At 44.7% G+C, this 12,010-nt stretch carries 10 protein-coding genes; 3 read left to right on the forward strand and 7 right to left on the reverse strand.

The window, feature by feature from the left end; translation table 11 throughout:
- Positions 1-300 precede the first annotated feature (300 nt).
- Positions 301-4,197 carry a phosphoribosylformylglycinamidine synthase gene (gene purL, locus AAGA51_RS03685; RefSeq protein WP_042488994.1) on the forward strand — a complete coding sequence of 1,299 codons (3,897 nt, stop codon included), beginning with the start codon at positions 301-303 and terminating at the stop codon, positions 4,195-4,197.
- Positions 4,198-4,431: 234 nt separating this feature from the next.
- Here the strand turns inward: purL and AAGA51_RS03690 are convergent, their stop codons facing one another.
- The 5 genes from AAGA51_RS03690 to tsaA all read right to left on the reverse strand — a co-directional run bounded on the left by AAGA51_RS03690 (position 4,432) and on the right by tsaA (position 8,219).
- The gene (locus tag AAGA51_RS03690) at positions 4,432-4,623 is read right to left on the reverse strand and encodes a DUF4250 domain-containing protein (protein ID WP_042488991.1); all 192 of its coding nucleotides are present in this window, start codon (positions 4,621-4,623) and stop codon (positions 4,432-4,434) included.
- Positions 4,623-4,829 (reverse strand): YaeP family protein, encoded by a 207-nt coding sequence (locus AAGA51_RS03695; protein ID WP_042488988.1) that lies wholly within the window; start codon positions 4,827-4,829, stop codon positions 4,623-4,625. The genes AAGA51_RS03690 and AAGA51_RS03695 overlap by 1 nt, the downstream gene beginning before the upstream one ends.
- A gap of 162 nt (positions 4,830-4,991) precedes the next feature.
- Complete coding sequence (locus AAGA51_RS03700) at positions 4,992-5,636, reverse strand: tellurite resistance TerB family protein (RefSeq protein ID WP_042488984.1); 645 nt, start codon at positions 5,634-5,636, stop codon at positions 4,992-4,994.
- A gap of 104 nt (positions 5,637-5,740) precedes the next feature.
- Positions 5,741-7,456 (reverse strand): proline--tRNA ligase, encoded by a 1,716-nt coding sequence (locus tag AAGA51_RS03705; protein ID WP_042488981.1) that lies wholly within the window; start codon positions 7,454-7,456, stop codon positions 5,741-5,743.
- 67 nt (positions 7,457-7,523) lie between these two features.
- Positions 7,524-8,219, reverse strand: a complete 696-nt coding sequence (tsaA, locus tag AAGA51_RS03710; RefSeq protein ID WP_042488978.1) for a tRNA (N6-threonylcarbamoyladenosine(37)-N6)-methyltransferase TrmO — start codon at positions 8,217-8,219, stop codon at positions 7,524-7,526.
- A gap of 136 nt (positions 8,220-8,355) precedes the next feature.
- On the opposite strand from tsaA, the gene ykgO reads away from it, so the two are divergent.
- The gene (gene ykgO / locus AAGA51_RS03715; RefSeq protein ID WP_081878768.1) at positions 8,356-8,481 is read left to right on the forward strand and encodes a type B 50S ribosomal protein L36; all 126 of its coding nucleotides are present in this window, start codon (positions 8,356-8,358) and stop codon (positions 8,479-8,481) included.
- Between the two features lie 224 nt (positions 8,482-8,705).
- The gene (locus AAGA51_RS03720) at positions 8,706-10,292 is read left to right on the forward strand and encodes an AbgT family transporter (protein ID WP_042488976.1); all 1,587 of its coding nucleotides are present in this window, start codon (positions 8,706-8,708) and stop codon (positions 10,290-10,292) included.
- A gap of 109 nt (positions 10,293-10,401) precedes the next feature.
- Here AAGA51_RS03720 and AAGA51_RS03725 read toward each other — a convergent pair whose 3' ends face one another.
- On the reverse strand, positions 10,402-10,851 hold the full coding sequence (locus AAGA51_RS03725; protein WP_042488973.1) for a YaiI/YqxD family protein: 450 nt from the start codon (positions 10,849-10,851) through the stop codon (positions 10,402-10,404).
- Complete coding sequence (locus tag AAGA51_RS03730; RefSeq protein ID WP_042488970.1) at positions 10,848-11,141, reverse strand: hypothetical protein; 294 nt, start codon at positions 11,139-11,141, stop codon at positions 10,848-10,850. The genes AAGA51_RS03725 and AAGA51_RS03730 overlap by 4 nt, the downstream gene beginning before the upstream one ends.
- Between the last annotated feature and the right edge of the window lie 869 nt (positions 11,142-12,010).

The following is a 12,010-nucleotide window of genomic DNA, read 5'->3' on the forward strand; positions in this document are numbered from 1 at the left end:
GAGATCTCTTACATCAATTAGTGCCTTTATATCAAAGGCTGCTCGTATGGCAAAGTGATAGCTTGTTACTAAGCTTGTTGTGTCTGAAAATTGTTCAAACAGGGTGAAATTCAAAATTAATGAAAAAAATGACGCAAACGGTTGCTTTTGGTGTTACGTCACAAAAAAAAATCCTCTATAATGCGCTCGCATCAAAGAGATGAAATCGGCATAAGTTCCAATTAATTAGTTTAACATACTGATAATTAGATGAATTTATACCAATTACACCTCAATCAATGGATATAGAGACCTTTGCACATGAGAATTTTGCGTGGTTCCCCAGCTCTTTCTGAGTTTCGTGTCAATAAACTACTCGAGACGTGTCGTGAACAAAACTTACCTGTGACGGGTATCTATGCAGAGTTCATGCACTTTGCTGATCTCAAGGCAGATTTAGACGACAGTGAAATCGAAAAACTTGAGAAGTTATTGACTTACGGTCCAACAATTCAAGAACACGAGCCACAAGGTTTGCTACTTCTTGTTACTCCTCGCCCGGGTACAATTTCTCCTTGGTCTTCTAAGGCAACAGATATCGCTAACAACTGTGGCTTGGCAAATGTTAAGCGACTAGAGCGCGGTACGGCTTACTACATTGAGTCTGAAGGTGAACTTTCAGCTGACCAAATCGCTAGCATCAACGCTTTAATTCATGACCGCATGATGGAAGTGGTTTTTACTGAACAAGAGCAAGCTGCTGCACTATTCAAATCTGCAGAACCAGCGCCTGTTGCTTACGTTGATCTACTTTCAGGTGGCCGTAAAGCGCTTGAAGAAGCAAACGTTACTCTTGGTCTGGCTCTTGCTGAAGATGAGATCGACTACTTACTTGAAAGCTTTGTGACTAAGCTTGAGCGTAACCCAACTGACATCGAATTAATGATGTTTGCACAAGCAAACTCAGAGCACTGTCGCCATAAGATCTTCAATGCAGATTGGACAATCGACGGCGTGAAGCAAGACAAATCGCTGTTCAAGATGATCAAGAACACAATGGAGATGACTCCAGATTACGTTCTGTCTGCTTACAAAGATAACGCTGCGGTAATGGAAGGCTCTGAAGTTGGTCGTTTCTTCCCGAACCCAGAGACTCGTCAATACGGCTACAGCCACGAAAAAGCACACATTCTGATGAAGGTGGAAACACACAACCACCCAACGGCTATTTCTCCATGGCCAGGTGCTTCTACAGGTTCTGGCGGTGAGATCCGTGATGAAGGCGCAACCGGTATCGGCGGTAAACCGAAAGCTGGCTTAGTTGGTTTTACAACCTCTAACCTTCGTATTCCAAACTTTGTACAGCCTTGGGAAACGGATTTTGGTAAGCCAGGTCGTATCGTTAACGCTCTGGATATCATGCTTGAAGGTCCTTTAGGCGGCGCAGCATTTAACAACGAATTTGGTCGTCCTAACCTTTTAGGCTACTTCCGTACCTACGAAGAGAAAGTGACTTCTCACGCGGGTGAAGAGATCCGTGGTTACCACAAACCAATTATGATTGCTGGTGGTTTAGGTAACATCCGTGATGAACACGTACAGAAGAAAGAAATTCCAGTAGGTGCAAGCTTAATCGTGCTTGGTGGTCCTGCAATGAACATCGGCCTTGGTGGCGGTGCTGCTTCTTCTATGGCTTCAGGTCAGTCTGCGGAAGATCTCGATTTTGCTTCTGTACAACGTGAAAACCCTGAGATGGAACGTCGTTGTCAGGAAGTTATCGACCGTTGCTGGCAGCTTGGTGACGCAAACCCAATCGCATTTATTCACGATGTGGGCGCGGGCGGTATTTCTAACGCATTGCCAGAGCTAGTAGATGACGGCGAGCGTGGCGGTATTTTCCAACTGCGTGACGTGCCAAATGATGAGCCGGGAATGAGCCCGCTGGAAATTTGGTGTAACGAATCTCAAGAACGTTATGTACTGGCAGTTGCGCCAGAAAACATGGCGGCATTCGATGCTATCTGTAAGCGTGAACGTGCTCCATACGCAGTTGTAGGTATCGCGACTGAAGAGCGTGACCTGAAGCTGGAAGATACACACTTCGACAACACGCCTATCGATATGCCAATGGATATCCTGCTAGGTAAAACACCTAAAATGCACCGTGATGCAAAAACAGCGAAGGTGAACAGCCCAGCTATTGATCGTTCAGGTATTGAACTGGGTGATGCGATTGAACGTGTTCTTCGTCTACCAGCCGTTGCAGAGAAAACATTCCTTATCACCATTGGTGACCGTACGGTAACTGGTCTGGTGGCTCGTGACCAAATGGTTGGTCCATGGCAGGTTCCTGTTGCGAACTGCGCAGTAACAGCGGCAAGTTACGACACTTACCACGGTGAAGTTATGGCTATGGGGGAACGTACGCCTGTAGCATTACTGGACTTCGGTGCGTCTGCTCGTCTAGCGGTTGGTGAAGCAATTACTAACATCGCTGCAACTGAAATCGGCGATATCAAACGTATCAAACTATCTGCGAACTGGATGTCTCCAGCGGGTCACCCAGGTGAAGATGCTGGTCTATACGAAGCAGTGAAAGCGGTAGGTGAAGAGCTGTGTCCGGCACTTGGTCTGACTATCCCTGTGGGTAAAGACTCAATGTCGATGAAGACTAAGTGGAACGAAAATGGCGAAGACAAAGAAGTGACTTCTCCACTTTCATTGATCATCACTGCGTTTTCTCGCGTAGAAGATGTTCGCAAGACAGTGACTCCACAGCTTCGCACAGATTTAGGCGAATCAAGCCTAGTGCTTATTGACCTAGGTAACGGTAAGAACCGTCTAGGTGCAACAGCACTGGCTCAGGTTTACAAGCAGTTGGGTGATAAGCCTGCTGATGTAGATAACGCAGAGCAACTAAAAGGTTTCTTCAACGCTATTCAAAGCCTAGTCAGCAACGATAAGCTGATTGCTTACCACGATAAAGGCGACGGCGGTCTATTTGTTACTCTTGCTGAGATGGCATTCGCTGGTCACTGTGGTGTGAAGGCAAACATCGAAGCTTTAGGTGAAGATACTCTTGCTGCGCTGTTCAACGAAGAACTCGGTGCAGTTGTTCAGGTTAAGAACGATGAACTTGAATCTGTGCTGGCAACACTAGCAGATAACGGTTTAGCAGCATGTTCACACGTTATTGGCGCAGTAGAAGCTTCAGACAAGCTAGTGATCACTTCTGGTGAAACAGTACTGGTCGACCGTTCAAGAACAGAACTTCGTACTATCTGGGCTGAAATGACGCACAAAATGCAAGCGATGCGTGACAACCCTACGTGTGCAAACCAAGAGTTTGAAGCGAAGAAAGACAACTCAGACCCAGGTCTGAACGTGAAACTCAGCTTCGATACTAACGAAGACGTAGCAGCGCCTTACATTGCGAAAGGTGCTAAGCCTAAGATGGCAATTCTGCGTGAGCAGGGTGTTAACTCGCATGTTGAAATGGCAGCAGCGTTTGACCGTGCAGGTTTTGAAGCTACCGATATCCATATGAGTGATATCTTGACTGGTCAGGCTGTATTGGAAGAGTACCAAGGCCTTGTGGCTTGTGGTGGCTTCTCTTACGGTGACGTACTGGGTGCTGGTGAAGGTTGGGCGAAGTCAGTGCTATTTAACGCACAGGCTCGTGACCAGTTTGAAACCTTCTTCAACCGTGAAGATACCTTCTCTCTAGGTGTGTGTAATGGCTGTCAGATGCTTTCTAACCTGAAAGAACTGATCCCAGGTGCAGACTTATGGCCTCGTTTCGTACGTAACGAATCTGAGCGTTTTGAAGCTCGTTTTAGCTTGGTAGAAGTTCAGAAATCTGATTCTGTGTTCTTCGACGGTATGGCTGGTTCTCGTATGCCTATCGCGGTTTCTCACGGTGAAGGTCGTGTAGAAGTTCGTGATGAAGCACACCTAGCGGCTATCGAAAACTCAGGTACGGTAGCGGTTCGTTTTGTTGATAACTTGGGTAACCCAACACAACAATACCCGAACAACCCGAATGGTTCGCCAAACGCAATTACTGGTTTAACAACTGCTGATGGCCGTGTGACTATCATGATGCCTCACCCTGAGCGTGTATTCCGCACAGTGGCGAACTCATGGCATCCAGATAGCTGGGGCGAGAACGGTGCTTGGATGCGTATGTTCCAAAACGCACGTAAGAACTTGGGTTAATAACAGACCTGTGAATTAAAGCTACTAAATTTCAGATAATTAAAAACGCAAACCCTTGGGTTTGCGTTTTTTTGTGGGATTAGATTAATGAGGCGACATTTTGTAGTTCCTCCCCTTTTTAAGGGGAGGCTAGGTGGGGTTACTTACGCAGTGGTTGATTGAATTCGTGGACGCGGAATTCAACCTCCTCTAACCCACTCTCATCAGAGGGGGAGAACTGGAGGAGCGAAAAGATTATCTAAACTGACCCGCCTCAGGTAGAAACTCAAAGCCGGCTGTGGCCAGCTTTGCTTCAAGTGCGGTTCGGTCAATATCGAAGTAGGCAACCAGCTTATCTAAATCACCGTTAAAGTCGTCACGCAGCTTCATGTTCACAATGCTCATTAGCATGACTGTGTCCATAGAGGCGAAATTGGCGAGATTCATTATTTGTCCTCGAAATCAGAAATCAGTAAGTTTGCCGCAGCAAAGGCGGCTTTTTCTCTTACTTCTTTTGGTAAAGAAGTATCCGCTGCCACATCGTTCAAAGCACGAACCGCGCAACTAATTGCTTGAGGAATATAGGCTTGATCGCCACTACCAATTTGAGCGTATAACTCACGAACTAAATCACAACAACCGTAAACTTGCATATCTCTATCCTACTTTTACAGAACGACCTACTTTTACAGAATGAATAATACAGAACGAGACGTCTGTCTTATAAATGATAACTGCTCTCAATATACACAGAGAGCAGAATGAAGACAAAAGTTACCTTTGAGCTGGCTCAATGTTGAGTTTCAGCCGGTGAATTATTCACCGTTTATCTGTTGATGAATGTTATTTACTAACTCTTCACTTAAACCGAGTTGCTTCGCCAATTCTTGCAGATACGCTTTTTCCATAAAGTTTTGCTCGTCGGCAACCAAGGCTGAAGCAAGATAAATCTCCGACGCTTGAGCCGGAGTTTGCGCCAGCGCCGCGATTTCGTTCGGGTCTAAAGGCTTTTTCAACTCTTGTTGGAACAGGGTTTGAACGTCGTTATCGGCACCAATCTCATTAATCACTTGGTTTATCTTAGCCATTTCTTGCTCATCTACGTGTCCATCTGCTTTGGCGGAAGCGATCATCGCTTTAAGAATGAGTATTTCATGGCGAGGATTTGATTGGTCAAAGGCCGCTGGCTGAGTTGGTTCATTTTGATTGGCTTGCCAGTCGTTATACATCTTATAAGCGAGAGCCCCCAGAGCCGCAGAACCACCAATGGCGAGCGCTTTTTTGCCCAACTTCTTGGTTTTCTTTGAACCCATTAAAAGGCCTATGATACCTCCGCCGAGTGCACCTGCACCAAGGGTGGCAAGCTGGCTTTTATCCTGAGCTAAAGACTGAGCTTGCTGCTTACCGGATTGAACCAAATTGGAGTTGAGTGCTTGATTGAGTAGGGCTTTGAGATCCATGTCTTTCTCCTTTTTGTTTTTATGCAGTGTAGAAGAGAAATGATGAATCCAGCATTAATAAAAAAGGCTGCCAATAGGCAGCCTTCAAAGATAGACGTTCGAGATTAAGCCATTTTCGACTTGATGTGCTCGACGATATCAGTCATTGCTACTGGCGTTTTGTCACCAGTGCGACGGTTTTTATATTCGAAATTACCTTCGTCCATACTACGATCACCGATAACGATCGTATGAGGAACACCAAGTAGCTCCATATCAGAGAACATAACACCTGGGCGTTCTTTACGGTCATCGAATAGAACTTCGATACCAGCAGCTGTCAGTTCAGCATATAGCTTCTCTGCGGCTTCTTGAACGCGCTCAGATTTGTGCATGTTCATTGGAACGATAGCCACTTGGAACGGTGCAATAGCGTCTGGCCAGATGATACCGTATTTATCGTGGTTCTGTTCAATCGCAGCAGCCACCACACGAGTAACACCGATACCGTAACAACCCATTTCTAGAATAACGTTTTTACCGTCAGCGCCTAGAACACCACAGTTCATTTTCTCAGAGTAGTTAGTACCAAGCTGGAAGATGTGACCAACTTCGATACCACGCTTAAGCATGATAGTGCCTTTACCACATGGGCTTGGGTCACCTTCAACAACGTTACGTAGGTCTTCAACTTGACCTAGTTGAACGTCACGGCCCCAGTTAATGCCGAAGTAGTGTTTACCATCAACGTTTGCACCAGCACTGAAGTCGCGGGTTACAGCAACCGTGCGGTCAACGATGAATGGCAGTTTTAGACCTACTGGACCTAAAGAACCTGGGCCTGCACCGACTAGAGCACGAATCTCTTCTTCAGAAGCCATCTCTAATGGAGAAGCGACTTCTTTCAAGTTCTCTGCTTTAACTTCGTTTAGCTCGTGATCACCACGGATGATCAGGGCAATGATGTCTGCGTCAACTTCATCTGATGCTTTAACGAAAAGCGTTTTAACTGTTTTCTCGATAGGCAGTTCAAATTGCTCAACAAGTTCTGCAATGGTTTTCGCATTTGGCGTATCAACCAGAGTCATCTCTTGAGTCGGAGCTGCAAGTTCTGCTGCAAGTGCAACCGCTTCTGCTTTTTCAATGTTCGCTGCGTAATCAGATTCAGTAGAGAACGCGATTAAGTCTTCGCCGCTTTCCGCTAATACGTGGAACTCTTGAGAGCCGCTACCACCGATAGCGCCGCTATCCGCCAATACTGGGCGGTAATCCAGACCCATGCGGTCGAATGCTTTACAGTAAGCATCGTGCATAGCGTCGTAAGATTTTTGCAGACCTTCTTTATCGATGTCGAAGCTGTATGCATCCATCATAGAGAATTCACGAGAGCGCATCACGCCAAAACGAGGGCGGCGTTCATCACGGAACTTAGTCTGGATTTGGTACAGGTTCAGCGGAAGCTGCTTGTATGAACTCACTTCATTACGCACAAGAGCAGTAATCACTTCTTCTGCTGTTGGGCTTAGTACAAACGGACGAGTGTGGCGGTCAGTAAAGCGAAGCAGTTCTGGGCCCATCTTTTCAGAGCGACCAGTCTCTTCCCATAGTTCAAACGGCTGCACAACGGGCATTAGTGTTTCGATTGCCCCTGCATTGTCGATTTCTTGGCGAATGATGGTTTCGACTTTACGCAGTACGCGAAGACCGGTAGGTAGCCAAGTGTAAAGACCTGAAGCTAGCTTACGGATCATACCCGCACGTAGCATGAGCTGGTGGCTCACTACTTCTGCGTCGTTTGGAGTCTCCTTCAGAGTAGAAAGAAGATATTTACTGGTACGCATTTATGGTATCCGTTTATCAAAGGTGGTAATAAATTTAGCCGCTAATAATATCAGCCAAATGCGAATGTCAAAAGTGTTCAATAGTAGTAACTGTCACTAAGTTACCAGATATGGTGAATTTTACGTTCAAATTGTACAAATGTACTGCGTATTGCTTATCGTCAGGCTTATTTTTCTTGTAAGCAGGACGTGGATCTTGTGCTAGAACTTCGCTAATCACCGCTTGTTTGACGGTTGAATCGGGTAGCGACTGCAAAATAGCCAGAGCTGTAGGGCTGAATTCAACCTCAACTTTTGGAGGCTCCGCATCAGCGTATCCACCTTTTGCTTCTGGTACGGAGTCAGAATAGGGGATATAAGGTTTGATATCGATGATGGGAGTACCATCAACCAGATCAACACTGCCCACTTCTATATAGATTTGGTCGCCTTCTTTTTCTATGCCTCGAAACTCCACCGCAGACATACCAATTCCATTCGGACGAAATGTTGAACGGGAAGCCAATACACCCACTCTTTCATTGCCACCAAGACGCGGTGGACGAACCGTTGGTTTCCAACCTGCTTCAAGATTTTGATCAAACAAGAACAATAACCACAGATGACTGAACTGCTCTAACTCACGTACTGCTTCCATACAGTTCAGCTCGCCTAATAATTTGATGCGTGCTGTTGCGCTGGACACTAAACGCGGCTGGCGGGGAACGGCAAACTTCTCTTTATATGGAGTTTCGATGGTAGCAATCGGCGTGATGGTGTGCATTGGCGTGTATTGAGTTTGGCTAAAGAAATAAAAGTGAAAATATCACACCTAACAGAGAACAGTAGTAATTATTGTTGACAGTAATTCTATTTTGTTATGTTATATTATAACAATAATTAATTGCGAGGTTTCATCCATGAAAGTATTAAGTTCTCTGAAAAGTGCAAAAAATCGTCATCCAGGTTGCCAGATTGTAAAACGTCGTGGGCGTCTTTACGTTATCTGTAAAGCTAATCCAAGGTTTAAAGCAGTGCAGAGATGAGTCATTGCTACGACTTGAATATCGTTATTAACTTATAATATTCGTTAAATACATTTGTTTGGTTTATAACACAACGTATTGTGCTGATTTGGATTATTTTATGCTTAATTTGAAATAATCTGTAACATCTTTGATTTTGTAATGTTCACTCCCTCAAGTACTCTTCGCCGCGCTTTTGACATTTTTGTCACAAATGCATAGAGAAAACTACAAGGAGGAAACAGATGAGTTCGTCTGCTTCAATAAACAAACCAGCACCTAAAAAGTCACTTTTTACCCGCTTCTTAGATGGTGTTGAGTATTTAGGGAATCTATTACCCCATCCGATTACTTTATTCGCTATTTTCTGTTTAGCGATTCTTATTTCATCAGGTATTGCAGGCTACTTTGAAGTCTCAGTTATGGACCCACGTCCAGAAGGCGCTAAAGGCCGTGCCGCTGATGGTATGATCCACGTTGTTAGCCTGCTTAATGCTGAAGGTTTACAACTGATCGTAACTAACCTAGTGAAAAACTTTGTTGGTTTCGCACCTTTAGGCACAGTGCTTGTTGCTATGCTTGGTGTGGCAATTGCTGAATATTCTGGTCTTTTATCTGCTGCAATGCGTGGCCTTGTTATGGGCGCATCTGCTCGCATGGTGACAGTTACAGTTGTATTTGCAGGTATCATTTCTAATACAGCATCTGAACTTGGCTACGTGGTATTGATTCCACTTGCAGCTATGTTGTTCCACTCTTTAGGTCGTCACCCTCTGGCGGGTCTGGCTGCCGCATTTGCAGGTGTATCTGGTGGTTACTCTGCAAACCTTCTGATTGGTACTGTTGATCCACTGCTTTCAGGTATTACTGAAACCGCAGCACAAATGATTGACCCAACTTACACGGTTGGCCCAGAAGTGAACTGGTACTTCATGTTTGTCTCTACCTTCTTTATCGCAGGTATGGGTGCTTACGTAACTGAGAAGATCGTTGAACCTAAACTGGGTAAATACAACCCAGAAGAGGCAGCAGAAGACCTTTCTAAAGACAAGATGGGTACTCTGACTGATATTGAAAAACGTGGTTTGAAGCTTGCTGGTATTGCAGTACTTGCAGTAAGTGCTCTTCTTGCTTGGACTATCGTTCCTGCTGACGGTGTTCTTCGCTCTGCTGAAGGTACTGTTGCTGGTTCACCATTCCTGAAAAGTATTGTTGCTTTCATCTTCGTATTCTTCGCAATCCCTGGCTACGTTTATGGCCGTGTTGTGGGTACGATGAAAACTGACCGTGATGTTATCGATGCGATGGCGAAATCTATGTCTTCTATGGGCATGTACATCGTATTGGTATTCTTTGCTGCTCAGTTTGTAGCATTCTTCAAGTGGACTAACTTCGGTCAGGTATTTGCTGTTGCAGGTGCAGACTTCCTGCAAAACATCGGCTTAACAGGTCCAATGTTGTTCTTCGCATTTATCCTGATGTGTGGCTTCATCAACCTGATGATCGGTTCAGCATCGGCGCAGTGGGCAGTAACGGCACCAATTTTCGTTCCAATGTTAATGCTAGTCGGTTATGCGCCTGAAACGATTCAAGCGGCTTACCGTATCGGTGACTCAACCACCAACATCATCACACCAATGATGAGTTACTTTGGTCTGATCCTTGCGGTTGCAACTCGCTACATGAAGAATCTAGGTATTGGTACGCTAATCGCAACCATGCTGCCTTACTCAATTTGCTTTATCGTAGGTTGGAGCTTGTTGTTCTACGTTTGGGTATTCTTGCTAGGTCTACCAGTAGGCCCAGGTGCTGCAACGTACTATACGCCATAAGTCATGTTCGCTTTAAGCTACATACCTTGATTGGTTATATAGCTTGATTAGTTATATAGATAAGAAAAAACCTGCGAGATTCGCAGGTTTTTTTGTATTTAGAATCGAGCTATTTTTTAAACTTCGCCAGATATCTGTCTAAGTGGTTAGCGAACTCGCGTCGATCAGTCTGAGACAGGGCACTTGGGCCTCCGGTTTGAATACCACTTGATCGCATTGTTTCCATAAAGTCGCGAATATTGAGGCGTGCTTTAATGGTGTCTTTCGTATAAAGCTCACCGCGTGAGTTAAGCGCCAATGCCCCTTTGGTAATAACTTCGTCGGCAAGGGGAATGTCGGAAGTGATAACCAAGTCGTTCGCTTCTACTCGTCTTACAATTTCATTATCAGCAATATCAAAACCTGCAGGGACCTGAATGGAGTGAATATTGACTCGCTTAGGTACTGGAATGATGTGGTTAGCTACGAAGGTACACTCTATCCCTGTGCGTTCTGCTGCACGTACAATCGTTTCTCTTATCACTTTCGGGCAAGCGTCTGCGTCAACCCATATCTTCATTGAGTTTTACCGTTAATTTGTTGTTCCAACTGTTCAATACGCTGAGTGAGCTGAACTATGGTCTGTTCTAACTGAGTAATACGATCCGTATCCCCATTGGCTTTTGCCGCAATTTCTACTTTCGGAACACGATTAGCATTCTTCCAGCTTTTAATCGCAGCAATTAGGGCAGCCATAGGAACTGATGTACTCATACGTGCTCTAACTAACGCAACAGTCGGTTCTTTTCCTTGCTGTTGCAGAGTGGTGAGCACACTTTCGAGCTCTTTAGTGACGTCTTGTGTGAGCATAGGTCATCCTTCTATCTGTTGGCGTGATTTTATATCAGATCGATGGATTATTCCTGCTTAAAAGTTTTAGCGTGTCTTCGTTCGTTTTTCTTCAGCTCAAGAGAGCTAGTGAAAGTAATACGTTCTTGTGCGAGATCTCTTACAAGTAGTGTGAGATATCAGAGTTTTGTGAAGCGGAAAATGCTATTTTCTTGTTTTAACTTATTGAATTTTATTGTTTTAATATTTCTGTTTGCTTTGTATGCAGAAATATTTGCGATCAGGTAATTGCACAAAAAATCCAAAGGCGTAGATTAAACCTCGTCGGAAGGGAACTGACATGGAATTGGATACACCACTGGACGGTGATTTCAGGACGAAAAAGTGATTAACGGATAAATCACTACATGGATACGGATACGAACGGATTCAACAGCTAACAGGAAGTTAGTTGGCAAGGAAAGCAAAAAGGATAAACCCTAGGAAAGGGTAGGACACCATCAGGACGATGGGAAGGACACCGCTCAAGGAACAAGTGATGAGCGCTAACAGGAAAGTTAGCACAAAGGATGAAAACGGACACCGCTAGGAAGGCGATGCAAGGATTTGACTGAAGGATTCGGTTTTTTAAGGATGATGCAGGAAGCACGTATTTGTAGCCGGATTGCTGCGCACAAGACTTAAACCCCAGCACTTAGGTGTTGGGGTTTTTCTTAATTTGAAGTTTTCCAATTCAAATTCTGTTATCTCTGCGATAATTTCTACCGACCACATAGTGACCTTTTTATCGTTATCTATGCGAAAATCAGTAAAATAATAAAAATAATCAGTGGCTTAAATTTTTTTGTTTTTGTTAGTAATAGCAAAAACGCTATTCATTTGATGTTGGA

The organism is Vibrio diazotrophicus (genome assembly GCF_038452265.1).
GTDB classification, from domain to species: domain Bacteria; phylum Pseudomonadota; class Gammaproteobacteria; order Enterobacterales; family Vibrionaceae; genus Vibrio; species Vibrio diazotrophicus.

Excerpts from the sequence above, each read along its gene's own strand:
- purL (WP_042488994.1), top strand. The coding sequence starts at position 301 with ATGAGAATTTTGCGTGGTTCCCCAGCTCTTTCTGAGTTTCGTGTCAAT.
- AAGA51_RS03690 (WP_042488991.1), bottom strand. The coding sequence starts at position 4,623 with ATGAATCTCGCCAATTTCGCCTCTATGGACACAGTCATGCTAATGAGC.
- AAGA51_RS03695 (WP_042488988.1), bottom strand. The coding sequence starts at position 4,829 with ATGCAAGTTTACGGTTGTTGTGATTTAGTTCGTGAGTTATACGCTCAA.
- AAGA51_RS03700 (WP_042488984.1), bottom strand. The coding sequence starts at position 5,636 with ATGGATCTCAAAGCCCTACTCAATCAAGCACTCAACTCCAATTTGGTT.
- AAGA51_RS03705 (WP_042488981.1), bottom strand. The coding sequence starts at position 7,456 with ATGCGTACCAGTAAATATCTTCTTTCTACTCTGAAGGAGACTCCAAAC.
- tsaA (WP_042488978.1), bottom strand. The coding sequence starts at position 8,219 with ATGCACACCATCACGCCGATTGCTACCATCGAAACTCCATATAAAGAG.
- ykgO (WP_081878768.1), top strand. The coding sequence starts at position 8,356 with ATGAAAGTATTAAGTTCTCTGAAAAGTGCAAAAAATCGTCATCCAGGT.
- AAGA51_RS03720 (WP_042488976.1), top strand. The coding sequence starts at position 8,706 with ATGAGTTCGTCTGCTTCAATAAACAAACCAGCACCTAAAAAGTCACTT.
- AAGA51_RS03725 (WP_042488973.1), bottom strand. The coding sequence starts at position 10,851 with ATGAAGATATGGGTTGACGCAGACGCTTGCCCGAAAGTGATAAGAGAA.
- AAGA51_RS03730 (WP_042488970.1), bottom strand. The coding sequence starts at position 11,141 with ATGCTCACACAAGACGTCACTAAAGAGCTCGAAAGTGTGCTCACCACT.